This window comes from Labedella populi (genome assembly GCF_004078655.1).
GTDB classification, from domain to species: Bacteria; Actinomycetota; Actinomycetes; order Actinomycetales; family Microbacteriaceae; genus Labedella; species Labedella populi.
The window spans coordinates 114,703-138,062 of record NZ_RZNC01000003.1 but is presented as its reverse complement, the minus strand read 5'-3'; the positions used below and the strand labels follow the sequence as shown (position 1 = coordinate 138,062).

Annotated in this window: 24 protein-coding genes, 2 tRNA genes and 1 riboswitch; of the genes, 11 read left to right on the top strand and 15 right to left on the bottom strand. The window is 69.6% G+C overall.

Annotation, left to right across the window (positions count from 1 at the left end; translation table 11 throughout):
• Positions 1-11: 11 nt before the first annotated feature.
• Positions 12-473 carry a DUF6993 domain-containing protein gene (locus ELQ92_RS09170; RefSeq protein WP_128498684.1) on the bottom strand — a complete coding sequence of 154 codons (462 nt, stop codon included), beginning with the start codon at positions 471-473 and terminating at the stop codon, positions 12-14.
• Between the two features lie 93 nt (positions 474-566).
• Positions 567-941, bottom strand: coding sequence for a hypothetical protein (locus tag ELQ92_RS09165; protein WP_128498683.1), 375 nt, complete (start codon positions 939-941; stop codon positions 567-569).
• Positions 942-1,213: 272 nt separating this feature from the next.
• Between ELQ92_RS09165 and ELQ92_RS09160 the strand changes: the two genes are divergently transcribed.
• Positions 1,214-1,540, top strand: a complete 327-nt coding sequence (locus tag ELQ92_RS09160) for a hypothetical protein (protein ID WP_128498682.1) — start codon at positions 1,214-1,216, stop codon at positions 1,538-1,540.
• Between the two features lie 109 nt (positions 1,541-1,649).
• Here the strand turns inward: ELQ92_RS09160 and ELQ92_RS09155 are convergent.
• Together ELQ92_RS09155 and orn are read right to left on the bottom strand one after the other, a co-directional pair.
• Positions 1,650-1,725, bottom strand: a tRNA-His gene (locus ELQ92_RS09155).
• Between the two features lie 49 nt (positions 1,726-1,774).
• Positions 1,775-2,395: an oligoribonuclease gene (gene orn / locus ELQ92_RS09150; RefSeq protein WP_128498681.1), complete on the bottom strand. Its 621-nt coding sequence runs from the start codon at positions 2,393-2,395 to the stop codon at positions 1,775-1,777.
• A 137-nt stretch (positions 2,396-2,532) separates the two neighbouring features.
• Here orn and ELQ92_RS09145 point away from each other — a divergent pair, with 137 nt between their 5' ends.
• The 6 genes from ELQ92_RS09145 to nadE all read left to right on the top strand — a co-directional run bounded on the left by ELQ92_RS09145 (position 2,533) and on the right by nadE (position 6,876).
• Entirely contained in the window at positions 2,533-2,751 is a 219-nt protein-coding gene (locus ELQ92_RS09145; protein ID WP_128498680.1) for an SCO4848 family membrane protein, read from the top strand.
• A gap of 58 nt (positions 2,752-2,809) precedes the next feature.
• Positions 2,810-2,882: transfer RNA gene (locus ELQ92_RS09140), tRNA-Arg, on the top strand.
• 139 nt (positions 2,883-3,021) lie between these two features.
• A complete protein-coding gene (gene mvk, locus ELQ92_RS09135) occupies positions 3,022-3,972 on the top strand; it encodes a mevalonate kinase (RefSeq protein WP_128498679.1) in 951 nt (316 codons plus the stop codon).
• Positions 3,969-4,943: a diphosphomevalonate decarboxylase gene (mvaD, locus tag ELQ92_RS09130; RefSeq protein WP_128498678.1), complete on the top strand. Its 975-nt coding sequence runs from the start codon at positions 3,969-3,971 to the stop codon at positions 4,941-4,943. Before mvk ends, mvaD begins: the two co-directional genes overlap by 4 nt.
• On the top strand, positions 4,940-6,025 hold the full coding sequence (locus ELQ92_RS09125; protein ID WP_128498677.1) for a phosphomevalonate kinase: 1,086 nt from the start codon (positions 4,940-4,942) through the stop codon (positions 6,023-6,025). Before mvaD ends, ELQ92_RS09125 begins: the two co-directional genes overlap by 4 nt.
• A 23-nt stretch (positions 6,026-6,048) precedes the next feature.
• A complete protein-coding gene (gene nadE / locus ELQ92_RS09120) occupies positions 6,049-6,876 on the top strand; it encodes an ammonia-dependent NAD(+) synthetase (RefSeq protein WP_128498676.1) in 828 nt (275 codons plus the stop codon).
• A gap of 105 nt (positions 6,877-6,981) precedes the next feature.
• Here the strand turns inward: nadE and ELQ92_RS09115 are convergent, their stop codons facing one another.
• Positions 6,982-7,761, bottom strand: a complete 780-nt coding sequence (locus ELQ92_RS09115; RefSeq protein WP_208004299.1) for a hypothetical protein — start codon at positions 7,759-7,761, stop codon at positions 6,982-6,984.
• A gap of 234 nt (positions 7,762-7,995) precedes the next feature.
• On the opposite strand from ELQ92_RS09115, the gene ELQ92_RS16465 reads away from it, so the two are divergent.
• From ELQ92_RS16465 to ELQ92_RS09100, 3 genes are all read left to right on the top strand, one after another.
• Positions 7,996-9,543 (top strand): serine/threonine-protein kinase, encoded by a 1,548-nt coding sequence (locus ELQ92_RS16465; protein WP_208004296.1) that lies wholly within the window; start codon positions 7,996-7,998, stop codon positions 9,541-9,543.
• A gap of 59 nt (positions 9,544-9,602) precedes the next feature.
• Positions 9,603-9,944 carry a metallopeptidase family protein gene (locus tag ELQ92_RS09105; protein ID WP_128499094.1) on the top strand — a complete coding sequence of 114 codons (342 nt, stop codon included), beginning with the start codon at positions 9,603-9,605 and terminating at the stop codon, positions 9,942-9,944.
• 61 nt (positions 9,945-10,005) lie between these two features.
• A complete protein-coding gene (locus ELQ92_RS09100) occupies positions 10,006-11,235 on the top strand; it encodes a D-alanyl-D-alanine carboxypeptidase family protein (protein WP_128498675.1) in 1,230 nt (409 codons plus the stop codon).
• Here ELQ92_RS09100 and ELQ92_RS09095 read toward each other — a convergent pair.
• From ELQ92_RS09095 to ELQ92_RS09070, 6 genes are all read right to left on the bottom strand, one after another.
• On the bottom strand, positions 11,201-11,833 hold the full coding sequence (locus ELQ92_RS09095) for a nucleoside/nucleotide kinase family protein (RefSeq protein ID WP_243694953.1): 633 nt from the start codon (positions 11,831-11,833) through the stop codon (positions 11,201-11,203). The two genes, ELQ92_RS09100 and ELQ92_RS09095, sit on opposite strands and share 35 nt — an antisense overlap.
• Position 11,834: 1 nt before the next feature.
• Positions 11,835-12,626: an energy-coupling factor transporter transmembrane component T family protein gene (locus ELQ92_RS09090; RefSeq protein WP_424980080.1), complete on the bottom strand. Its 792-nt coding sequence runs from the start codon at positions 12,624-12,626 to the stop codon at positions 11,835-11,837.
• On the bottom strand, positions 12,626-14,038 hold the full coding sequence (locus ELQ92_RS09085) for an ABC transporter ATP-binding protein (RefSeq protein WP_128499091.1): 1,413 nt from the start codon (positions 14,036-14,038) through the stop codon (positions 12,626-12,628). Before ELQ92_RS09085 ends, ELQ92_RS09090 begins: the two co-directional genes overlap by 1 nt.
• A gap of 71 nt (positions 14,039-14,109) precedes the next feature.
• Complete coding sequence (locus ELQ92_RS09080; protein ID WP_424980078.1) at positions 14,110-14,724, bottom strand: ECF transporter S component; 615 nt, start codon at positions 14,722-14,724, stop codon at positions 14,110-14,112.
• Between the two features lie 57 nt (positions 14,725-14,781).
• Positions 14,782-14,891, bottom strand: a riboswitch (TPP riboswitch).
• Between the two features lie 64 nt (positions 14,892-14,955).
• Positions 14,956-15,324: a hypothetical protein gene (locus ELQ92_RS09075; RefSeq protein WP_128498673.1), complete on the bottom strand. Its 369-nt coding sequence runs from the start codon at positions 15,322-15,324 to the stop codon at positions 14,956-14,958.
• A 78-nt stretch (positions 15,325-15,402) separates the two neighbouring features.
• On the bottom strand, positions 15,403-16,656 hold the full coding sequence (locus ELQ92_RS09070) for a DNA polymerase IV (protein ID WP_128498672.1): 1,254 nt from the start codon (positions 16,654-16,656) through the stop codon (positions 15,403-15,405).
• 131 nt (positions 16,657-16,787) lie between these two features.
• Between ELQ92_RS09070 and ELQ92_RS09065 the strand changes: the two genes are divergently transcribed.
• Positions 16,788-17,351, top strand: a complete 564-nt coding sequence (locus ELQ92_RS09065; protein ID WP_128498671.1) for a TIGR03086 family metal-binding protein — start codon at positions 16,788-16,790, stop codon at positions 17,349-17,351.
• 196 nt (positions 17,352-17,547) lie between these two features.
• Here ELQ92_RS09065 and gatB read toward each other — a convergent pair whose 3' ends face one another.
• From gatB to ligA, 4 genes are all read right to left on the bottom strand, one after another.
• Entirely contained in the window at positions 17,548-19,050 is a 1,503-nt protein-coding gene (gene gatB, locus ELQ92_RS09060; RefSeq protein WP_128498670.1) for an Asp-tRNA(Asn)/Glu-tRNA(Gln) amidotransferase subunit GatB, read from the bottom strand.
• A complete protein-coding gene (gatA, locus tag ELQ92_RS09055; protein WP_128498669.1) occupies positions 19,050-20,561 on the bottom strand; it encodes an Asp-tRNA(Asn)/Glu-tRNA(Gln) amidotransferase subunit GatA in 1,512 nt (503 codons plus the stop codon). The genes gatB and gatA overlap by 1 nt, the downstream gene beginning before the upstream one ends.
• A complete protein-coding gene (gene gatC, locus ELQ92_RS09050) occupies positions 20,558-20,857 on the bottom strand; it encodes an Asp-tRNA(Asn)/Glu-tRNA(Gln) amidotransferase subunit GatC (RefSeq protein ID WP_128494650.1) in 300 nt (99 codons plus the stop codon). The genes gatA and gatC overlap by 4 nt, the downstream gene beginning before the upstream one ends.
• A 133-nt stretch (positions 20,858-20,990) precedes the next feature.
• Positions 20,991-23,291, bottom strand: coding sequence for an NAD-dependent DNA ligase LigA (gene ligA / locus ELQ92_RS09045; protein WP_424980076.1), 2,301 nt, complete (start codon positions 23,289-23,291; stop codon positions 20,991-20,993).
• Positions 23,292-23,360: the final 69 nt, after the last annotated feature.

Here is a 23,360-nt window from a genome sequence, read left to right as displayed (position 1 = left end):
CGGCGGCGGTGCTACCAGTCGATGGCTCGTGTCTCCCCGATGAGACACCGGTCCCCACCGAGGACGGGCTGGACAGTCGAGTGGTAGCCGTCGACGGCGGGGCCGAACTGCCCGATGAGGCACCCATCGCTCCAGCGCACGCTGAACTGGATCGACTCCGCTCGGGCGCCGAGGGTCGTCGCGTCTTTCGTGACCTCCATGGTGGCCTTGTCGAACCCCGCCGCGACGAGGGCGTCGATGAAGTCGCGTCCCCCCGCGTCGGGATTCTCCGCGGTGGCGGCGTTGACCTGGTCGAAGAACGGCTTGTTCTCCTCGGCTGAAGCGTCCGGCAGCAGGGTGACCGCGGGAGCCGGCGCCGTCCGTGTCGGCTCAGGCGCGGCGCTCGTCGGGTCATCCGTCGGCGCCTGGGTACACCCGGCCAGCGACACGGTGATCGCGAGACCGACCAGGACGCGGACCGCCCCACTCCTCACGGAACGCCGACGACGAGTGTGTTCGAGACGAACGGGCTCCACGACTGCTCCCTCTTTCTGGATCGCGCATCGGCAGCGCGACCAAGGTCGAGTCTAGGAGCGGACGATGCGACCATCGTCGCATTCCCCGACCGCGGCGACCGTTCCGTGCCGGCCGATGTCGAGGCCGATGACATCCGCGGTGAGTTCGGCGACCACCGCCGAGTCGTCCCCGATGGCGCGGAGATGGAGCACCCCGGCGACGACGACGACGTCGCCGAGGCCGATTCGGTCATCGATCGCAGTGGCGAGAGAACCGAGAGCGGTGACGACGAACATCCCCGGGGGCTCACCGGTCGGGGGATGCACTGGAGAGGAGCGGTCGTGATGGGCTCGAAGCCGGAATGTCGCGACGTCGAGAGACGCGGTGGTGCTCACGGAACGCGGAACCGTCTCGACGGTTCCGCTCACGGTGATCCGGTCGGCCACGTTCATCCTCTCGCCTCTTCTCCCGACGACGGCCGTCGGGCGGTCGTCGTCCCGTCGTGAGTGCCGGGTCCGACGGGGCGACGACCGCTGCCACGAGTCTCCCGCGACGGGCGTCCGTCTCACTCGCTCCACGCGGCCACCGTGTGGGACGAGCCGCCCCCGCGGGCTGTGGACGACGGGTGGTCCGCGGGACGGAGTCGATGTCGGTGGTCGTCCCTAGCCTGGGGTCAACACCAGCGCGGGGCCGGCCGCCGAGTCGAGAGGACGACAGCATGCAGATCACGAGCGAATCCCGCATCAGCGCCGGCACCCGTCGCGGCGACGATCCTGTCGCGACGGATGGACCGAGCGACGGCGGCTGGTCGAGCGGCGCGGCCCGGGCCTTCGGCGGCCGGGTCCGTGTGGACGCTCGAGGCGAACGTCTCTGGCGAGTGTCGACCGACTCGTTCGCCGTGATCGGGCACGTCGAGCTCCTCGACACGGCCGGAGGCGAGGTCTACCTCGCGAAGCGCTACTCCCCCGTACACACCCGCTTCGTCGATCGCGGCCGCTTCTGGTCCATGGAGGACGCGTTGGAGTGTCTCTGGTATAGCTCCTGACCGAGGAGTCAGACAATCTGCAATCAGCCCTCGACGGCACAGCGATCATGTGGCTCGACCGTCAGCGTCGCGTCACAGACAGAAAGCCTCGTGTCACAGACAAAAGATTTGGGGTGAGTAACGGGGCTTGAACCCGCGACCTCCTGGACCACAACCAGGCGCTCTACCAGCTGAGCTATACCCACCATGTCCTGCTCGCCGGCGGAACCGGCGAGAGGCAACTCAAAGAGTGTATTACACCTTTGGGGCGAACGCGTTCACCGTCGACTCGGCGGCCGCCTTCGCCTCGTCCGACGTCGGACCGGGCAACGGGACGAAGACGGCGGCCCGATAGTAGGCGAGCTCCCGAATGGACTCGAGGATATCGGCGAGGGCGCGGTGACCGCCGTCTTTCGACGGTGCGTTGAAATACGCCCGGGGGTACCAGCGCCGAGCGAGTTCCTTCACGGACGACACATCGATGTTCCGGTAGTGCAGGTGAGCGTCGAGCCGCGGCATGAATCGCGCGAGGAACGCGCGATCGGTGCCGATGGAGTTGCCCGCGAGCGGTGCCTTCTGCGCCTCCGGGATGTGGCTCACCACGTACTGCAGCACCTGGAACTCCGCCTCGGCGAGATCGACGCCATGCGGGATCTCCTCGATGAGACCCGAAGACGTGTGCATGTCCGTGACGAAAGGCCCCATGTTGGCGAGGGCGGCTTCGCTCGGCTTGATGACGACGTTCAAGCCCTCGTCCACGGGGTTCAGTTCGAAGTCCGTGATAACGACCGCGATCTCGACGAGCTCATCCACCGAGAGGTCGAGTCCCGTCATCTCGCAGTCGATCCAGACGAGAAGGTCCTTGCCAGTGCTCATGGGTTCGATCCTATCCGCGGGCACCGACGCCGCTCCCCCTCAGCCCGACCACGCGGCCCCCCGGTCACGCGCTCACGCGCTCACGAGGCGAGATGTCGGAGCGAGGCGTGGCAGGCCGCGGTTAGGCTGTGGTCATCATGCTCGTCGCCCTCGCCATCGCCTTGTTCGTGAACGCCGCCTTCAACGTCGTCGTCTGGCCGCGTTTCCTCTCACGCATCGCCCACGACCCGCGAGCTCGGGCCGCCGACGGCTCCCGGACGAGCTTCTACCGCGTCCACCTCGTGCTCATCACCGTCGCGCTTCTCATCGCCGCGGCATCGGTGATCCTCGGGGTGATCGCGCTCGTGGCCGGCTGATCCGGCCCTCGGCACCACATGGCTGAATCGAGGGGTGGGCTATCCTGTATGGCGGTCGGCCCCCATAGCTCAATGGATAGAGCAACGGCCTTCTAATCCGTAGGTTGCAGGTTCGAGTCCTGCTGGGGGCACTCAGAGAGGGCCAACCCGGTCGCCTCGACGCACCGAACCCCTTCGCGGCAGGTCCCCCGACGCCGTCCGATGCACCCGGTACAGTCGTGAACGGCAGGCGAACGATCGCTGCCGGACTCAGAGCGAGAGGCAGTGGTAGTGGAACGACGTGGCGCTGCGCTCGGAACCGGGCACACCCGCGCGAAGTTCATCCTCATGGGTGAGCACTCCGTCGTCTACGGGCACTCTGCGATCGCTCTGCCGCTGCCCGCCCTGTCGATGGACGTCGAGGTACACGCCGTCGGCGGTGCGGCTCGGATCAGGTCCGAATACTTCTCCGGCCCTCTCGCCGACGCTCCGTCCACTCTCGCCGGTCCGATCGCGGCGATCAATGCGGCGAGCGGCGCGTTCGATGTCCCGCTCGACGGCCTGCTCATCGACATCGAGAGCTCCATCCCGGCTGAACGGGGCCTCGGGTCGAGCGCTGCCGCGGCGGGAGCGCTTGTGCACGCGTTCGCCGATATGGCGCACCGACGGATCTCCGACCGCGAGCACTACGACCTCGTCCAGGTGGCCGAGCGAGTGGCGCACGGTACGCCGAGCGGACTCGACGCCGTCGCCACCAACTCCCGAGTCCCGGTGCTCTTCGCCGGAGGCATCACCGCAGCGCTCCCGATGACGCTCCAAGGCAGCTTCGTGATCGCCGACACCGGCGTCAGAGGTCGCACGCGCGTCGCCGTCGCGGGGTTGCGACGACTGCGCGAGGAACGTCCGGTCTGGGCCGAGTCGCGCCTCGACAGGCTCGGCCGTCTGGCCGAGGACGCCGTCGCCGATCTCGCCGAAGCGCGAGGCGAGGCTCTCGGGGTACGGATGTCGGAAGCGCACGGGATCCTGAGCGAGCTCGGAGTCAGTTCTCGGGAGCTCGACGTCCTCGTGACCGCCGCGACCGCGGCCGGCGCGCTGGGCGCGAAGCTCACCGGTGGGGGCCAGGGAGGGTGCGTCGTCGCCCTCGCTCCGACTCCGGCGATCGCCGCCGACGTGACGAGAGCTCTCCACGTCGCCGGTGCCACTCGTTCCTGGGTGTACGACACGATGGTGCCGGTCACGTGACGGCCCGAGCGACGGCGGTCGCCCACTCGAACATCGCCCTCATCAAGTACTGGGGGAAGCGTGACACCGCCATCGCGTTGCCGGCGACGAGCAGTCTGTCGCTGACGCTCGACGCGTATCTCACCCGCACGACCGTCGAGTGGGGTGCCGAGAGCGACTCGGTCGTTCTCGACGGATCCCGGTTGAACGGCGAAGCGGAGAGCCGAGTGACGCGATTCCTCGACCTCGTGCGCCGACTCGGCGATCGCTCCGATCACGCGACGGTGGTCTCCCACAACAGCGTCCCGACGGCCGCGGGGCTCGCGTCGTCGGCGTCGGGCTTCGCAGCCCTCGCCGCTGCCGCCACGGCCGCAGCGCGAATCGACCTCACCCCGCGAGACCTCTCGATCCTCGCGCGCAAGGGGTCCGGGTCCGCCGCGCGGAGCGTCTTCGGCGGTCTCGCCGTATGGCACGCCGGGACCGACGACGCCTCATCATTCGCGGAACCGATCGTCGATCCCGGGTTGGACCTCGCCATGGTCGTCGCCGTCGTCGACGCGGGCACGAAGACGATCTCGAGCCGAGCGGCGATGCAGCTGACCGCCGAGACCTCGCCGTACTACCCGGCGTGGGTCGAGTCCTCCCGCACCGACTTCACCGACATGCTCGACGCCGTCGCGCGGGCGGACTTCACGCGGGTCGGAGAACTCACCGAGTCCAACGCCATGCGGATGCACGCGTCGATGCTCGGGGCGACCCCTCCGGTGTCCTATTGGCAGCCCGACAGTGTGCGCGTCCTGCAGCTGGTGCGTGACCTGCGCGTCTCGGGGACCGAGTGTTACGCGACGATGGACGCCGGTCCGAACGTCAAGATCCTGTGCCGACGGACACACCTCGACACGGTGCGCGACGCCGTGGCTGCTCTCGACATCGCCGGCGTGACGACGTCCCTCCCCGGCCCGGGCGTCGCGGTCTCGCAGGCGGAGACGTGATCACCGTCTCCGCGCCGGGGAAGCTGTTCATCGCTGGCGAGTACGCGGTCGTGGAACCCGGGTACCCCGCGGTTCTCATCGCCGTCGACCGCTTCGTCACCGTGACGCTCGAAGCGTCGGACGGTCTCGGTCGACTCGTCTCCGACCAGTTCGGGCACCGACCTGTCGTGTGGCGACGCGACGGCGAACGGCTCGTCATCGACCGTGATCAGAGGCCCTTCGACTACGTCCTCGCGGCCATCCGCGTCGTCGAGGAATTCGCCGTCGGACGCGGCCGGGACCTCGACTTCTACGATCTGACGATCACGAGCGAACTCGACGACCGTTCCGGCCGGAAGTTCGGCCTCGGTTCGAGCGCCGCGGTGACGGTCGCGACCGTGACGGCGCTCGACCGCTTCTACGACCTCGGGCTCGACGAACTGTCGCGCGTCAAGCTCGCACTCCTCGCGACGGTCTCGGTGAACCCGCTCGCCTCCGGCGGCGACGTCGCGGCGAGCATGTACGGCGGCTGGATCGCCTATTCCTCCCCCGACCGATCCTGGATGACCGCACGGCTCTCCGACACGAGCATCACCGATCTCGTCGCCGAGCTGTGGCCCGGCCTGTCGGTGCGACGGCTCCCGCCGCTCTCCCGGGCACGCCTCGTCGTGGGATGGACCGGCGAGCCCGCCTCCACGGCACAGCTGGTGGACTCGATCCAGAAGCGCAAACTGAACGAGGACAGCCACTACGAGGCCTTCCTCGACGACAGCAGGGCGTGTGTCGACACGCTCGTCGCCGCTTTCGACGCCGACGACCTCGCGGCCGCCCAACGGCAGTTGCACCGCGCCCGGCGGCTGCTCGTGCGGCTCGGAGTGAGCGCCGGCATTCCGATCGAGACGCCGGACCTCACCCTTCTGTGCGACTCGGCCGAGTACGTCGGCGCCGCCGCGAAATCGTCCGGGGCGGGGGGCGGGGATTGCGGCATCGTCCTCGCCGACGAAACCACGGATCTCGACCCCATGTTCCGCCAGTGGGAGCTCGCCGACATCCGTCGGCTCTCATTGCACGTGCACGGCGGCGAAGACGAAACCGTCCCGTAACCGCGGCTGGCTAGGCTGAGGACATGCGTGATCTTCAGAGAGCCATCATCGAGGAGCTCGGCTCGCGGCCGAGCATCGACGCAGCCGAAGAGATCGAGACCCGGGTCTCGTTCCTCGTCGACTACGCCACGACCACCGGGGCCACGGGCTTCGTGCTCGGCATCAGCGGTGGGCAGGACTCCTCGCTCGCCGGTCGCCTCTGTCAACTCGCCGTCGAACGGCTGCGCGACGGCGGCGCCAACGCCGAGTTCATCGCCGTGCGGCTCCCGTACGGCGTTCAACACGACGAGGACGACGCTCAACTCGCCTTGCAGTTCATCCGACCCGATCGCAGCATCACCTTCAACGTCAAGCGCGGCGTCGACGGCGTCTTCGACGAGTACCAGGATGCTGTCGGCGACAGGATGACCGACTTCACCAAGGGCAACGTCAAGGCGCGCGCCCGGATGGTGGCGCAGTACGCCATCGCCGGACAACGCTCGCTCCTCGTCGTGGGTACCGATCATGCCGCGGAGGCCGTCACCGGGTTCTTCACGAAGTTCGGTGATGGCGGGGCGGACATCCTCCCGCTCAGCGGGCTCACGAAGCGACAGGGCAAGGCGCTCCTCCGCCGGCTCGACGCCCCGGCTCGCCTCTATGAAAAGGCTCCGACGGCCGATCTGCTCGACGACACGCCCGGTCAGACCGACGAAGCGAACCTCGGTCTCACGTACGTCGACATCGACGACTACCTCGAGGGCGCCGACGTCGACGCCGACGTCGCCGAAGCCATCGAGGCGCGCTTCCTGGCGACGCGACACAAGCGCACGGTGCCCGTCACGCCGAGCGACGAGTGGTGGCGCACCGCCTGACCTGCTCGACACGGTGCCGGCGGCCCCGACACAGCGCACCCACGACGAAGGCGGTCGATCCCCGGTCTCCCGGGTATCGACCGCCTTCGTCGTGTGCGCATCCGCTCAGGCGGAGCGTTCCTCCGACCCACGGGGCTTCGAGGTCGACGCGATGCGCTGGTCGATCGCGGCGACGTCCTCGATGAGCTTCTGGGTCTGCGTGTCCGTGCTCGGCTCGGGGAGCTTCCGTTCCGTCGCGGCTGACGAGGATGCAGCGCCGACGGCGGTCGACCCCGACGCGGTGGACGGCGACGGGGCCGAGACCTCGGAACGCGACGAGTCGTGCGCCTTCTTGTGCTGCGATGCCACCCACGTGTCCTGGCGGCGCGCGAGATCACGCTCCGAATCGTCGGACGAGAAGGACCAACGCTCGATGTCGTTCTGGAAGAGCCGCTTCGCCTTCGACGGGCGCTGCTGCCAGTCGAGGAGTCGGTCGCGGAACTCGACGAGCGCGGGCTCGAGCTCGTAGCCGAAGGTGGCCGAGTTGCGCTTCATCTCCGTGAGCTGGTGCGCCGCCCAGTCCGCCGCGAGGGGGGCGGTCTTGATCGGGAGGAGGCGGAGAAGGATGTCGGCCTGGCCGACCGCGCGGTCGGCCAGGACCTGCTCTCCCGGCGTCAACGAGTTCCACACCGACGCCTCGGTCGCGGCGTCGATGAGCGCGGCGATGGCCGCGGCCTTCTGCTCGCGCTCGCGCTGATCGACAAGGCGGCGGACGGCCGCCTTGGCGATCGACGCCGACACGAGGCCGGAGACGATGATCGCGAGCACGATCGTCGCCGCGGTGAAGAGGACCGGGCGGGTGTCCGCCGCGGTCAACCAGGTCGTGAGATCATTCCACCAGTCCATGCGCCGAACGCTACCGCGCCGAGCGCAATCGGCCCGGGATTCCGCTGGGGTGTCGTGAGATGCCGGTAGCCCCCCTCCCCCCCCCCCCCCCCCCCCCCGTTCGGGCTCGAGGACTCGCTCGCGCGCCGCTGTCAAGGCGTCGCCTCCCCGGCCGACGTCCGTCACACTTCGGAGGAGGGAGCAGTGTGTCCGGGCCCGTGGGCCCGGCACGGGAGAAGCACTCGAGGAGAATGAATGACCGACAGTCTCGTACGCGGACGCGCCGACATCGGTGACGTCCTCGGCGGTCGCTACCGCCTCGACGCCCTCATCGGCCGAGGGGGAATGGCGAGCGTGTATCGCGCCTCCGACCAGACCCTCGGACGGGACGTCGCGATCAAGCTCTTCGGCGACACGTCCGACGACGAGGCGCATTCGGCCCGCGCGGCGACCGAGGTCCGCATCCTGGCCTCCCTCAACCACTCGTCGCTCGTGACGCTGTTCGACGCACAGCTGGGCACCCTCGAGGACGCGTATCTGGTCATGGAACTCGTCGACGGGCCGACCCTCCGGGACCGCATCGCGTCGGGTCCCGTGAACCGTGACGACATCGCGCTCATGACGGCCGAGCTCGCGGAAGCGCTCGCCACGGTCCACACTGCCGGCATGGTGCACCGCGACGTGAAGCCGTCGAACGTCCTGCTCGCCCCTGCTGCCCCGTCGTCACGGGAGTTCCGGGCGAAGCTCGCCGATTTCGGTATCGCCCACCTCGTCGACTCGGCCCGGCTCACGACGCCCGGCACGATCATGGGCACCGCCGCCTACTTGAGTCCCGAGCAGACGCGCGGAGTGGCGCCAGCTCCGGCCGGGGACGTCTACTCGCTCGGGCTCGTCATCCTCGAGACCTTCACCCGCGAGCGCGCCTTCCCGGGCGGGATGACCGAGTCGCTCGTCGCCCGCGTGCAGCGTGATCCCTATATCCCGGGAGACGTCGGGTACGGCTGGAAGTCCCTTCTCACGGCGATGACGAGCCGGACCCCGGAGAACCGCCCGACCGCCGCGCAGGTCGCCGATGCCGCGCGCGACCTCCTCGGTTCGAGCGGTCCCGTCGCTTCGCGGGCGGCCCTCGGTTCGGTGCCGCCCGTCACGCAGAGCAGGGCGATCGGTGTGCCGGACGAGAACGAGCAGACGGCAGCCCTCGCACCGGTCCTGAGTGACCATGACGACGACGATACGACGATCGGTCTGCGGCGGCGCCGTCGTGCGGAGCTCGCGGCCCGCAAGCCGGGCACGCGTCGGCGCCTCACGATCGCCGCCGTCGCGGTGCTCGTCGCGGCCGGCCTCGGCACGGGCGCCGCATCCGTTTTGGCGGGAGGCGACAGCCCGGTCGTCGCGGACGACGGCACCGGGATCGCGGGTCTCCGCACTGTCGTCGGTGACTTCCACTCGGGCATCGACGCGGTCATCACCGCTGAGAAGCAGGCCGCGATCGAGACGACCGAGCAGGAGACCACCGAGCAGGAGACCACCGTCGACACCGGGAACGGTGGCGACACGGGTGCGGACACGGGTACGGACGCCGACGCTCCCGTCGAGACGGCCCCCGAGGCTCCGGCCCCCGAGGCTCCGGCCCCTGAGGCCCCAGCGCCCGAGGCCCCCGCCCCGGAGATTCCCGCTGACTCCAACCCGAACAAGGGCGCCGGCAACAACAACGGCGGCGGTAACGGCGGCGGCAACAGCAGCGGGTCGACTGACGGCAAAGGCAACGGCAACGGCAACGGCAACGGCAACGCCGGAGGCTGAGGCTGGGACCGCGCCGAGCCGCGCAGGTGGCGCGGCTAGGATCGGTGACCGTGATCGACATGACCTCCGACGACTTCGAGGACCTCGTCGAGGAGGTTTTCGACACGCTCCCCGACGACGTGGTCGATGACCTCGACAACGTCGCCATCATCGTCGAGGACCGACCGGAGGACGGCTCCCTCGACCTCCTCGGGCTGTATCACGGAGTCGCACTCACCGAGCGCGGTCAGTACGGGTTCGGTGAGCTTCCCGACACCATCAGCATCTACCGGGAACCGCTCTTGCATCACGCCGGCGACCTCGACGCTCTGCGCGAGGAGATCCGGGTGACCCTCATCCATGAGATCGGTCACTACTTCGGGCTCGACGACGACGAATTGCACCGACTCGGGTGGGGCTGACGCCCGACCGCACGTCGCCGGGTTAGCCTGAGGCCATGTCGAGACGTCCAGGGTCACCGTCGTGGGCGTAAGGCGATTCATCGGCGTCACGGCCGGCACCCTCGCCATCCTGGCGGTCGGGCTCTACGGGCCGGCGACCCTCCTGGGTCCCCTCCCGGAGGCACGGGCCACGCACCTCGAACCGGCCGCCCCGGCCGGGTCCCCTCCCGTTCTGCCCGAGACCGGTGCGAGCGCCGTGACCGAGCGCCCGGAGGACTCCCCGATATCCGTCGCCGGCGACACCGCGCCGGTCCCGATGGCGGCCGCCACGAAAGTGATCACCGCCCTCGTCGTCCTCGACGCCCGTCCCCTCTCCGCCGATGAGGAGGGAGCAGTCGTCCCGATCACCTCGAACGACTTCCTGACCTACCGCGACTACCGCGCAGCCGGAGCCCGAACCGTCACGGTGTACACCGACGACGCGTGGAGCGAGCGCGGGATGCTCCAGGCTCTGCTCCTCGGTTCGAGCAACAACCACGCGGACACGCTCGCGCGGTGGGCATTCGGGTCGCTCGAGGAGTATCTCGTCGCGGCCCGGTCGTGGCTCGATGGGAACGGTCTCGACGGCATCACCGTCGCCGACGCGACGGGTCTCTCCGCCGAGAGCGTCGGGACGGCGGAAGACCTCGCGGCCGTCGCGGCCCTCGCGCTCGCGGACCCGGCGGTGGCCTCCGTCCTCGCGAGCGAGGTGACGGGTCTCCCATCGCGTCGTGGCATCGAGAACACCACCACGTACCTCCCGGAGCTCGGCGTCACGGGTATCTCCCGCAGCTACACCGACGCGGCCGGGATCTGCCTCCTGTTCCGGCTCTCCGTCGACGTCGGCGAGGAGACGTACGAGCTGTACGGCGCCATCCTGCGCCAGCCCGACTGGGACGCGCTCGAGACGGCGGTGACCGCCCTGGCCGAGCAGGCGTCGACCGCCGTCGTCGAGGCCCCGCTGGTCGCCGAGGGCACACCGCTCGTGCGGTACGACACGGAGTGGGGCCCGACGGTCACGGCCTCCGTCGGGGCATCCGTGACGAGCCCGCGCTGGGTCTCGTCGGCCCCCACGATCGAGACGACACTCGACCCTCTCGTCACGGGGGGCTCCGGGCGCATCGTCGGGTCCGCCGAGATCACCGCCGGCGGCCGAACGACCACGGCACCGGTGAAGCTCGACGAACGCCTCGAGGACCCCGGCGTGCTGTGGAGGATCACCCATCCGGTTCCCGTGATCAGGGCCTTCGTCGAGGATCTGCAGTCCCGCTGATCACCGCGTCGAGCCAGGCGTCGGCTTCGCCGTCCGCGTTGACGATCACGACGTCGGCGAGCGAACGGGGGTCCTCTCGACGCTCGAATCGCGCGACCTGCGACGACCACATGTCCCAGTGCTCGTCGAATCCGCCCGCATCGCGGGCGAGGGCGCGATCCTTCCGGACCTCCGCCGGCGCATCGATCCAGACGCGCAGGTCGGCGAGGGGCGCCGCCGCCCGGGACAGTGACCCGCAGCCCTCAACGACGAGAGGACGGCCCGTCGCGACGACATGCCACTCCGCCGGGCGCGCACCCACCCAGTCGTAGCGCCGCCAACGCCCCGGCTCACCGTGCGAGCGCGGAACGAGCAGGTGCCGGAACACCTGGACGGAAGCCGCGTCGAGACCGCCCCATCCGGGGTAGACGTCGTCCATGCGAACGAGGATCGGCTCGACCGGTCCCGGCCAATCTCCCACGAGTCGCGACGCGAACGTCGATTTTCCCGCGCCGCTCGGTCCGTCGATCAGGACGACGGCCTCGGAACGCTGGAATACGTCGGCGGATCTCGGTCCGCGAGGATCCACGCCGGCCGGCTGCTCGTCGGGTTCCGCCACGTCAGGACCCCACGAAGCGGAAGCTGCCCGACGCGACGGCGGACCCGATCGCCGCACCCATGACGGCGAGGCACCCGAGGAGGAACACGGCGTCCCGCCAGGAGAGCGTCGACGGGCGCGCCCAGGTGCGTGGGGCATCTGTCCCGAAGCCTCGCGCCTCCATGGCCGTCGCGAGCTTCGAGCCCCGGCGGACGGCGAAGACGAGCATCACGAACGCCATGGAGAAGAAGCGCCGCAATGCTCCGGAATCCCCCACTCCCCGGGCCCGTCGCGCGAGCTCCATGCTCCGCCAGTCCTCCAGGAAGAGTCCGAGCAGTCGCACGCCAGCGACGACGCCGAGGACGAATCGGGCAGGCAGACGGCCGACCTGGGCGAGCGCGTCGGCGAGCTCGGTCGCGTCGACGCGCGAGAACAGAAGGATCGTGGGCAGGCCGAGCGCGAGGACGCGGAGTGCGACCGCGATGGCGAGGGCGATCGAGTCGTCGCTCACGGTCGCGAGCAGGAACCGGGCGTACACGCGCCCCCCGGGCTCCGCGTAGAGGAGCATGCTGACGCCCGCGATGGGGGCGAAGGCGAGCAGAGGGACGCACCGGCGGAGGACGTCGGCGAAAGCGACGCCACACACCGGGACGAGGGCCAGCTCGATCGCGATGGCGACCGTCGAGCTCACCCAGTCGATCGTCAAGAGGAGTGGGATCGAGAGGACGATCATCGCGAGGATCTTCGAGACCGGATTGACACCGTCGAGGAACACGTCACGCCGGGTCTCCGGCACCCGCGCAGGAGCCGCGATCACGCGGCCCTCCGCTGCGGGGCGCGATCCCCCGCGCCACTACCCAGATCGAGGATCGACTGCCCCAGGTGCTGTACGACGCCCTGGTCGTGGGTCACGGCCACGACGGTCGCTCCCGTCCGCACCTCCTGCTGGAGCAGTGCCACGAGTCGAATCCAGCTCGCACGGTCCTGACCGAACGTCGGCTCGTCGAGGACCATGACCGACGGGCCCGCGGCCAGCACGGTGCCGACGGACAGTCGACGCTTCTGGCCGCCCGATAACGTGAACGGATTCGCGAGTGCGAGCCGATCGAGACCGAGTACCTCGAGCATCTCGTCGACTCGGCGATCCGTCTCCGCACGCCCGAGGCCGAGGGCCAACGGTCCGACGGCGAGCTCGTCGCGCACGGTCGCTGACAGGAACTGGTGTTCAGGATCCTGGAACACCGTGCCGATGCGCGTGAGGAGCTCGCGAGAGGACCAGTGCGACGGCCGGCGCCCCCGCCGACCCGCGAGCGGTTCTGCGGCGACCACGCTGCCGGAGCGTTCCGGGATGAGTCCCGCGAGAGTGAGCGCGAGGGTCGACTTGCCGGCTCCGTTCTCGCCGACGACCACAGTCGACCGGCCCGTGGCGATTTCGATCTCGAGATCGGTCCTCACGACGGGGGCGCCCGGTCGACCGATCGCGAGGCGGGTTGCGCTGAGCGCCGCGGTGCCCGCCATATCGCCCGGCACCGCGAGCGGGAGATCGATCGACCGACCGGGCACCCAGACGCCGGCCGCCGCGAGGCCCTCGCCCTCCTGCTCGAACACCGTGAGCGGTGGGCCGTCCGCGAGCACTCCCCCGTCGGCGTCGAGGACGATGACGCGCGTCATGAGGTCCGCCCACACCTCGGTTCGGTGCTCCACGACCAGGAGGGTCGTGCCCTCGGCCACGACGGCCCGCTCGATCGCGTCGCGGACCTCGAGGACGCCGGAGGGATCGAGATTGGCCGTCGGCTCATCGAGGAGGATCGCTCCCGGCTCCATCGCGAGCACACCCGCGATCGCGAGCCGCTGCTTCTCCCCTCCCGAGAGGGCGTCGGTGCGGCGCTCGAGGGGCACCCGGAGGCCCACGGCGTCGAGTGATCGACGGACCCGCCGCCAGATCTCCTCACGGTCGACGCCGAGGTTCTCGCATCCGAACGCGACGTCGTCGCCCACACGGGAGAAGACGGCCGCCGCATCCGGATCTTGGAGCACGAGGCCCGTGCGCCCCCGGGCCGCGCGCGCGTCAACACCGTCGACGAGGAGGTGGCCCGAGGACTCGCCCTCGTCCTCGCCCCCGAGCAGACCGGCGATACCCGCGAGCAACGTCGACTTGCCGGCGCCGGACGCCCCGAGTACCAGGACGCGTTCGCCGGGTTCGATCACGACGGAAAGGTCGCTCACGGCCCACCGCTTCCGCCCGGAGTGGCGCCAGCCCCAACCCGAGGCGTCGATCCGCGCCCCTCCCGCCACGGTCAGACCTCCCGCCGCGCTTCCCTGCCCACGGCGAATCGGCTCAGGGCACCGGTGGCCGCGAGTGCCCGCACGAGGAACCAGCCGAGAACACCGGCGAGGAGCGCCCCGGAGACCACGACGGAGCCCAGGTAGAGAGCGTTGAAGGCGACGCTCTTCTCGATGTTGCCCGTGAAGAACTCGAAGATCCACGCCGCGACGCCCGCGCCGATCCCCGCGAGGGCCGCCACGACGATCCCGAACCGCCGATAGAAGAAGGCGGCGAAGATCAGTTCGGCTCCGAGGCCCTGCACGATCCCGGAGTAGATCGTCGTCGGTCCCCAGATGTTGCCGATGAGCGCCGAGACGATCGCGCCGATGAGCTCGACGAGGAGCGCTGCGCCCGGCTTGCGGATGATGAGACCGCCGAGAACGCCGCCAATGAGCCAGATGCCCACGGCGATCCCCCCGAAGCCGGGCGTGACCGCGTCCGCGGTCTGGAACCACAGATAGCCGATCGAGTTCCAGAACCAGAACACGAGACCGGTCGCGACACCGAGGACGGCGGCGATCACGATGTCGACGACCCTCCACTGGAGCGAACGATCGGAGGAGTCGACCGGGGACGAGCGGTCGATGGATGACGATGTTGCGTGCACGATACGTGCCCCTCTCGATGAGTGGATAGGGCACGGGTAATGAGATGTCAGACTCCCTGCGCTGGCATGACCCAGATCAGGTTCGACGGTCGAAGGTTGAGGACCTTCCTCTCAGCCCGGCTCACCGGACTCCCGTGTTCATTCACCGCGAGTATAGCGCGACCCCCGGCGCGGATGGGCGTCGGGGGTCGCTCGTTCGGGTGCCGCCGGTCAGCGCTTGAGTGCCTTGATGATCATGCTCAGGGCCTTCCCCGTCACGCTGATGAGCGGGACGGCGACGATGATGAGGGAGATGACGTTGGGCTCGAAGCGCACAGTCCCGCCGTCGGAGACGTACGCGCCGACGGGCCACGAGTACCCTCCACCGCCGCCGCCTGACCCGGAGCCCCCGACCTTGCCGGTCGTGCTCTCACCGGCGGCCCCGTCTCCGGTGCCCTCGCCCTCCCCGGCACCGAAACCGTAGACAGTCACCGCTACGGGGACGACGGTCGAGCCTCCCATGTCGACGGGGTCACCGTAGACGGACTTGACTCCGATGGAGCGGAAACGATCGGCCAGTTCGAGTGCGGGATTCGTCATGCTGCAACGCTAGTCCGGCGCGCTGCGACTGCCAAGGGCCCCGTCCGATCGCACGTTTCGAACTGTCGGGTTCGCGGCTCAGTCCTCGGGGAATGGCTGCGTGCGCGTGCCGCCGACCGCTCCACGCGGACCGCCGAGAAGCGACGCGGGAGCGAGCGCGGCGGTCCCGAACCTCTTGCGGACAGCGTCGACCGACTGCTCGGCCTCCCGCCAGTCCTCGTCCGGGTCCCACAGCAGAGCGCCGTCACCGCTGTGCGTGAGTTGCTCCGCACGGATACCCACGAGACGGACCGGGCGCAGTGGCTGGAGCGCCTCGAGGAGACCGACCGCCTCCTCGTGGAGACGCCGACCGACCGACGTGGGCTCCGGGAGCGTGTGGGAGCGCGACAGGGTCGTGAAGTCGGACCAGCGCACCTTGAGCCCCACGGTGCGAGCGACCCAGCCGCGCTCACGCAAGCGGACGGCCACCTTGTCCGCGAGCCGCAGCAGTTCGACGCGCAACTGCACGATGTCCGCGACGTCGGTGTGGAAGGTGACCTCGTGCCCGATGCTCTTCTCGACGCGGCTCGTCTCGACGGGCCGCGGGTCGTGTCCGCGCGCGAGTTGGGAGAGTTTCTCCGCCCCGGCTACGCCGACCGCAGCGCGGAGAGCCCCGATCGGGATCTCCGCGATGTCGCCGATCGTCGCGAGACCGAGTCTCCTGAGCGATTCCTCGGTCGACGGTCCGACGCCCCACAGCGTGCGGATGGGCAGCGGGTGCAGGAACGCGAGCGTCTCGCTCTTCGGCACCACGAGCAGACCGTCCGGCTTCGCGCGCGTCGACGCCATCTTGGCGACGAACTTGGACGCGGCGACGCCGACCGAGCAGGTCAGACCCGTCTCGGCGACGACGCGTTCCCGGACGAGTCTCGCGATGGCCGCGGGCGGGCCGAGCAGGCGCCGCGCCCCTGACACGTCGAGGAAGGCCTCGTCGATGCTCAGTTGCTCGACGAGGGGCGTGATGTCGGAGAAGATCCGCATGACCTCACGGGAGAAGTGCGTGTACGCGGCGTAGTTCGGCGGCACGACGACGGCCTGCGGGCAGAGCCGGAGCGCCTTCGAGACGGGCATCGCGGCTCCGACCCCGAACTTCCGCGCCTCGTACGTGGCGCTCGTCACGACCGAGCGACCGTCGCGGTGTCCGATGATGACGGGTTTGCCGCGCAGTTCGGGGCGCTCGAGCAGTTCGACGGATGCGAAGAACGCGTCCATATCGATGTGGAGGATGGGGGCGGCCGAGTCGTCCGCCGCCCCGACGGTGACCTGCCGCCCCGCTCCGTCGTCTCGCCCCATGCTCTCGATTCTCCCATCCGCCACCGACACTCGTACCCGGCTCTCCTTTACAGCGGCGGCTGCGGTCCGCTCGGGGAATGCGGCTCCGCGCGAGACGTTGCCATTCCGTAGGCTCGAGTGCAGGAGGCGACATGTACGGATACGAGGAGTGGCTGGGGTTCCAGCGCATCGCGGGCGAGGAATTCGGCCGACGCGTTCACCGGGTGACCGACTGGAGCGCGCGGACCCCCGACGTCGAGTGGGACGTGCGAGCCCTCGTCGCCCACGTCACGGAGGAGCAGCAGTGGGTTCCACCGCTCCTCGACGGCCGCTCCCTCCGGCAGGCGCGCCTCATGATCGACCCGCTCGGCGACGACCTCGTGACGGATTGGGACCGGCACCAGGAGCGCGCGGCCGAGGCGTGGCGGAGCCACGACGAACGACAGCACGTCCAGCTGTCCTACGACACGGTGACGGCGCTCCACTACCTACGGGAGCAGGTCGCGGACGTCGCCATCCACACGTGGGATCTCGCACGGGCGATCGGTGATGACGAGCGCCTCGACGAGACGCTCATTGAGGCCGTGTGGACGGTCTTCGAGCCGCAGCGGGACACGCTCGAGGCGAGCGGCCTCTACGCGCCCCCCGTCCCGATCGACGACAGCGCTCCCCTGCAGACGCGGCTGCTCGCTCTCACCGGTCGCGATCCCCGCTGACCCGCGATGCCGTCCTCCCCGCCGTCGGTTGTCACGATTCCGCGGCCGTCGGCGCATCGCGGCGCTGACATGCGACGTCCGAGCGGGAAGAGCCCGTTCGGTCGTCACATATCAGCGGTCACGTGACCGTGACCCAGCGGATATGTGACAACCGAAGGTACGACGGACGACGGCGTGCCGGAGTCGGCGCGCCGGACTACGCCTGGCCTGCCCGTTCCAGGATGAGTTCGCGGACGCGTGCGGCATCCGCTTGACCACGCATCGCCTTCATGACCGCGCCGATCACGGCGCCGGCGGCCTGGACCTTGCCGTCCTGGATCTTGGCGAGCACATCGGGCTGCGCCGCGAGCGCCTCATCGATCGCCGCGACGAGCGCTCCGTCGTCGGAGACGACGGCGAGGCCGCGCTTCTCAACGACCTCCTCAGGTGTGCCCTCACCCGCGGTGACGCCCTCGAGCACCTGACGGGCGAGCTTGTCGGTCAGCGTGCCGGCGTCGACGAGACGAGCGAGCGCCGCGACGTTCTCCGGCGAGACGAGCGAGGTCGCCTCGACCCCGTTGACGTTCGCGAGCCGAGAGATCTCACCGGTCCACCATTTCCGCGCGGCCTGGGGGCTCGCACCCGCGGCGATCGTCAGCTCGACCTCGGCGATGAGGCCACCGTTCGCGACGTCCTGGAACTCGAGGTCCGTGAAGCCCCACGTCTCCTTGAGGCGGCGACGACGGATCGCCGGCGCCTCGGGGAGAGCGGCCCGCAGTTCCTCGATGAGCTCCGGCGACGGGACGACGGGAAGCAGGTCCGGCTCCGGGAAGTACCGGTAGTCGTCGGCGTCGCTCTTCGGGCGCCCCGCCGACGTCGTTCCCGTGTCTTCGTGCCAGTGCCGCGTCTCCTGCGTGATCGTGCCGCCGTCGGCGAGGATCGCCGCCTGACGCTGGATCTCGTAGCGCACAGCGCGTTCGACGGAACGGAGCGAGTTCACGTTCTTCGTCTCGGTCCGGGTTCCGAGCTTCTCCTGCCCGCGGGGGCGCAACGAGACGTTGGCGTCGCAGCGGAGGTTGCCGCGCTCCATGCGCGCGTCGGAGATCCCGAGCGCGATGACGATGTCGCGGATCGTCGCGACGTACGCCTTCGCGAGCTCCGGCGCCTGGTGCTCGGCCCCGAAGATGGGCTTCGTCACGATCTCGACGAGCGGGACGCCCGCGCGGTTGTAGTCGACGAGCGAGTACTCGGCCCCCTGGATACGACCGGTCGCGCCGCCGACGTGGGTGAGCTTGCCGGCGTCCTCCTCCATGTGGGCGCGCTCGATCGGAATCGTGCGGACGCTGCCGTCCGCGAGTTCCACGTCGACCTGACCCTCGAACGCGATCGGCTCGTCGAACTGAGAGATCTGGTAGTTCTTCGCGAGATCCGGGTAGAAGTAGTTCTTCCGCGCGAATCGCGACATTGGGGCGATACTGCAGCCGAGGGCGAGACCGAGGCTGATGGAGTAGCGCACCGCCTGTTCGTTCACGACGGGCAGGGAACCCGGGAGCCCGAGGCACACCGGGGAGATGTTCGTGTTGGGTGCGTCGCCGAAGCCGTTCGGTGCCGCGGAGAACATCTTCGTCTTGGTGTTGAGTTCGACGTGCACCTCGAAGCCGAGCACCGGCTCGAAGAGTTCGAGAGCCTTGTCGAAGTCCATCACGCGGTCGCGTGCCATCACTTTCCTCCCAGTTCTGGTGCCTCGGCGAGGAGGCCGTGCCCCCACTGCTCGAGGAGCAGTGCTTCGAGTGCCGACCCGGCGGTGTACAGACGAGCGTCCTCACGCACGGGCGCCATGAACTGGATCCCGACGGGGAGACCGTCCTCCGGGGCGAGCCCGATGGGAACGCTCATGGCGGGGACTCCGGCGAGGTTCGCCGGAATCGTCGTGATGTCGTTGAGGTACATCGCGAGGGGGTCGTCGAGCTTCTCGCCGAGCCTGAAGGCCGTCGTCGGGGCACTCGGGCTCACGAGGACGTCGACCGACTGGAAAGCGCTCTCGAAGTCGCGCTGGATGAGCGTGCGGACCTTCTGGGCGCTCCCGTAGTACGCGTCGTAATAGCCGGCGCTCAGGGCGTAGGTGCCGAGGATGATGCGGCGCTTCACTTCGGGACCGAAACCGGCCTCTCGGGTGGCGGACATGACCTGCTCGACCGTTCCGCCGCCCGGAGGCGTGACACGCATCCCGAAGCGCACGGAGTCGAACTTCGCGAGGTTGGAGGACGCCTCGGCGGGGAGGATCAGGTAGTACGCGGCGATCGCGTACTCGAAGTGCGGGGCGCTGACCTCGACGAGTTCGGCACCGTTGCGCTCGAGGAGCGCGAGCGCCTCCTCGTAGCGCCGGCGGACGCCAGCCTGGAATCCGTCACCCGTGAACTGTGCGACGACGCCGACGCGGAGGCCCTCGAACGAACCCCTTTCGGCTCCCGCGCGAGCGGCTGCCGCCATCGACGGCCACTCGTCACGCAGCGACGTCGAGTCGAGCGGGTCGTGCCCGCCGATCACATCGTGCAGCAGACCGGCGTCGAGCACGGTGCGCGTCACGGGTCCCACCTGGTCGAGCGACGAGGCGAGGGCGATCGCCCCGTAACGGCTCACTCCCCCGTAGGTCGGCTTGACGCCGACGGTCCCGGTCACGTGAGCCGGCTGGCGGATCGAGCCGCCCGTGTCGCTTCCGAGCGCGAGCGGCGCCTCGAATGCGGCGACGGCGGCTGCGGAACCCCCTCCGGAGCCACCGGGGATGCGGTCGAGGTCCCACGGGTTGTGCGTGGGACCGTAGGCGGAGTGCTCGGTCGACGAGCCCATGGCGAACTCGTCCATGTTCGTCTTGCCGATCGGAACGAGCCCGGCGGTACGCGACTTCGCCACGACGGTCGCGTCGAACGGCGACATGTACCCCTCGAGGATGCGACTGCCGGAAGTCGACGGCATGTCGGTGGTGACGAGCACGTCCTTGACCGCGAGCGGCACACCGGCGAGCGGGCCGAGCTCTTCGCCGGCCGCACGTCGCTGATCGATCGAGGCGGCGACGTCGAGCGCGTCGCTCGAGACGTGGAGGAAGGCGTTGACGTCGCCGTCGACGGCGGCGATGCGGTCGAGGTGTTCACGCGTCACCTCGACGGCGCTGACCTCCCCGGACCCCAGGAGCTGCGAGAGCTCGCTCGCGGATTTGCGGATGAGCTCGCTCACTGTTCCTCCCCCAGAATCGCCGAGACCTTGAATCGGCCGTCGGCGCTCTCCGGCGCGTTGGCGAGGGCTTGCTCCGTCGTGAGGGTCTGGCCGACCACGTCGTCACGGAAGACGTTCTGGAGAGGGACAGGGTGGCTCGTCGCGGGGACGTCGGGCGTTGCGACCTCCTGCACCTTCGCGATGCTGTCGACGATCGTGTCGAGCTCACTCGTGAGGCTCGAGATCTCTTCGGGCGTGAGGGCGATGCGGGCGAGGTTCGCGAGATGCGCGACCTGCTGCTCCGAGATTTCGGACATGGATCTCCGTCGGATGGATGTCTGGGTGTCGGCCCATTCTAGGCGCTGAGGGACGCCCGCCGGCTCCCGCGAGGGCGGTCGGCGCGGGATGGGTCCTGCTCGGCCTCGCCGCCGGTGGCCACCCCGCTCGCGATCAGTCGTCGAGCGCTGTCGGCCCCTCGGTCACGAGCAGGGCGAACTGCTCAGCGTCGATGATCCGAAGGCCGAGCTCCTCGGCCTTCGCGAGCTTCGACCCGGCACCGGGACCCGCCGCGACGAAGTCCGTCTTCTTCGACACGCTCGACGCCGCTTTGCCGCCCGCGGCGATGATCGCCTCGAGCGCGCCCTCTCGAGTGAAACCCTCGAGGGACCCCGTCGCGACGACCGTGATGCCCGAGAGCACCCCTCCCGCGTTCGCCGCGGCGCCCGGTCCGGGATGGCCGGGCGTCGCGAACGGCACGCCGTCGGCGGCCCACTGCTCGAGGATCTCCTGGTGCCAGTCCACCGAGAACCACTCGATGAGGGCGTCGGCGATGGTGTGTCCGACGCCTTCGACGGCTGCGAGCTCTTCCTGACTCGCCGAGCGCATGGCCTCGAGGGAGCCGAACCAGTCGGCGAGGGCGCGCGCCGCGACGGGGCCGACATGACGGATGCTGAGTGCGACGAGGAAGCGCCACAACGGCTTCTGCTTGGCGGCCTCGAGATTCGCGATGAGCTCGACCGCATTCTTCGAGGGAACGTGCGTTTCGTCGCCGTCGAACTCCGCGGCGACGGGATCGAAGGGACCGTCGCCCTTGCGTCGCAGTCGCCGGAACGGTGTGTCGGTCTTCTCGGACCCGTCCTCGCGGAGCTTGGGCAAGCCTGTCTCGTTGTCGCGGACGACCACCTGGATCGGGAAGAGGTCGGCCACGGTGAGGGAGAACAGGCCAGCCTCCGTCCGCAGCGGCGGCTCGCTCGGCACGAACGGCTGGGTGAGGGCCGCTGCGGAGACCTCGCCGAGGGCCTCGACGTCGAGGGCGCCCCGCGACCCGATGTGCTCGACGCGCCCGCGGACCTGCGCCGGGCAGCTCCGCGCGTTCGGGCAGCGGAGGTCGACGTCGCCCTCCTTCGCCGGGGCGAGGGTCGTCCCGCACTCCGGGCACTCCGTGGGCATCACGAACTCTCGTTCGGAGCCGTCCCGCAGTTCGACGACGGGGCCGAGAACCTCGGGGATGACGTCGCCGGCCTTCCGCAGGACGACCGTGTCGCCGATCAGGACGCCCTTCGCCTTGACGACGTCCTGGTTGTGCAGCGTGGCCTGGCGGACCTCGCTCCCCGCCACGCGCACCTTCTCCATCACGGCGAACGGAGTGGCCCTGCCCGTGCGGCCCACGCTCACGACGATGTCGAGGAGCTTCGTGTTGACCTGCTCGGGAGGATATTTGTAGGCGATCGCCCAGCGCGGCGCCCTGCTCGTCGCACCGAGCTCGTCGTGCAGGGCCAACTCGTCGACCTTGACGACGACGCCGTCGATCTCGTGCTCGACCGCATGGCGGTTCTCACCCGTGCGCCGGATAAAGTCGGCCGCGTCGGCCGCCGTGTCGACGACGCGGTAGTGCGATGAGGTGGGCAGCCCCCACGATGCGAGGAGCTCGTAGACCTCGGACTGGCTCGAGACGGGAGGATTCTGCCACGCGCCGATGCCGTGCACGAGCATGCCGAGTCGGCCGAGTCGCCGCTCCATCAGTTCCATGCCTTTCGCGTTCTTGCCCTCGGCCTTCTGCCGCAGGGATCCGCTCGCGGCGTTTCTCGGATTGGCGAAGACGCGTTCACCGGCTGCCGCCTGCTCGGCGTTCAACTCGCGGAACGCCTCGACGGGGAAGAACACCTCGCCGCGCACCTCGACGATGTCGGGGTGGCCCTCTCCCGCGAGCTGCTGGGGGATGACGGCGATGCGGCGGACGTTCTCGGTGACGTCCTCCCCCACGACGCCGTCGCCGCGCGTCGCCGCAGTCGTGAGGCGTCCGCGCTCGTAGCGGAGGTTGATGGCGAGACCGTCGATCTTGAGTTCGCAGAGCCACCGGACGGATCGTCCGCTCGACGCGACGACCTTGGCCGCCCACGCATCGAACTCCTCGGGCGAGAACACGTTGTCGAGGCTCAGCATGCGCTCGACGTGCGTGACCGGGGCGAAGAGCGTCGTCTGGGCGCGACCGCCGACGGTCTGGGTCGGGCTGTCCTGACTCTGCAGCTCTGGGAACAGTCGCTCGATCTCGTCGAGACGACGCAGCAGCGCGTCGTACTCCGCGTCGCTCACGAGGACCTCGTCGCGCTCGTAATACGCGTCGCGCAGTTCGAGGATGTGCGTCGAGAGTCTCGCCCACTCCTCCGCGGCCACCTCGGGGCTCAGCTCGTCGGGAGCGGCGGTCGCACCGGCGGTCGCTCCGTCGGGAGCGCCGCCGCCGGGTGCGGAGATGGTGGGAGCGGCATCGTTCGCATTCACGCACTCAGTCTAGGGACGACCCCCGACACCGCCCGGGGGTCG

Excerpts from the sequence above, each read along its gene's own strand:
- ELQ92_RS09070 (WP_128498672.1), bottom strand. The coding sequence starts at position 16,656 with ATGGGGCGAGACGACGGAGCGGGGCGGCAGGTCACCGTCGGGGCGGCG.
- gatB (WP_128498670.1), bottom strand. The coding sequence starts at position 19,050 with ATGGCACGCGACCGCGTGATGGACTTCGACAAGGCTCTCGAACTCTTC.
- ELQ92_RS09115 (WP_208004299.1), bottom strand. The coding sequence starts at position 7,761 with ATGGACTGGTGGAATGATCTCACGACCTGGTTGACCGCGGCGGACACC.
- ELQ92_RS09105 (WP_128499094.1), top strand. The coding sequence starts at position 9,603 with ATGACCTCCGACGACTTCGAGGACCTCGTCGAGGAGGTTTTCGACACG.
- nadE (WP_128498676.1), top strand. The coding sequence starts at position 6,049 with ATGCGTGATCTTCAGAGAGCCATCATCGAGGAGCTCGGCTCGCGGCCG.
- ELQ92_RS09145 (WP_128498680.1), top strand. The coding sequence starts at position 2,533 with ATGCTCGTCGCCCTCGCCATCGCCTTGTTCGTGAACGCCGCCTTCAAC.
- ELQ92_RS09065 (WP_128498671.1), top strand. The coding sequence starts at position 16,788 with ATGTACGGATACGAGGAGTGGCTGGGGTTCCAGCGCATCGCGGGCGAG.
- orn (WP_128498681.1), bottom strand. The coding sequence starts at position 2,395 with ATGAGCACTGGCAAGGACCTTCTCGTCTGGATCGACTGCGAGATGACG.
- ELQ92_RS09160 (WP_128498682.1), top strand. The coding sequence starts at position 1,214 with ATGCAGATCACGAGCGAATCCCGCATCAGCGCCGGCACCCGTCGCGGC.
- ELQ92_RS09075 (WP_128498673.1), bottom strand. The coding sequence starts at position 15,324 with ATGACGAATCCCGCACTCGAACTGGCCGATCGTTTCCGCTCCATCGGA.
- ELQ92_RS16465 (WP_208004296.1), top strand. The coding sequence starts at position 7,996 with ATGACCGACAGTCTCGTACGCGGACGCGCCGACATCGGTGACGTCCTC.
- gatC (WP_128494650.1), bottom strand. The coding sequence starts at position 20,857 with ATGTCCGAAATCTCGGAGCAGCAGGTCGCGCATCTCGCGAACCTCGCC.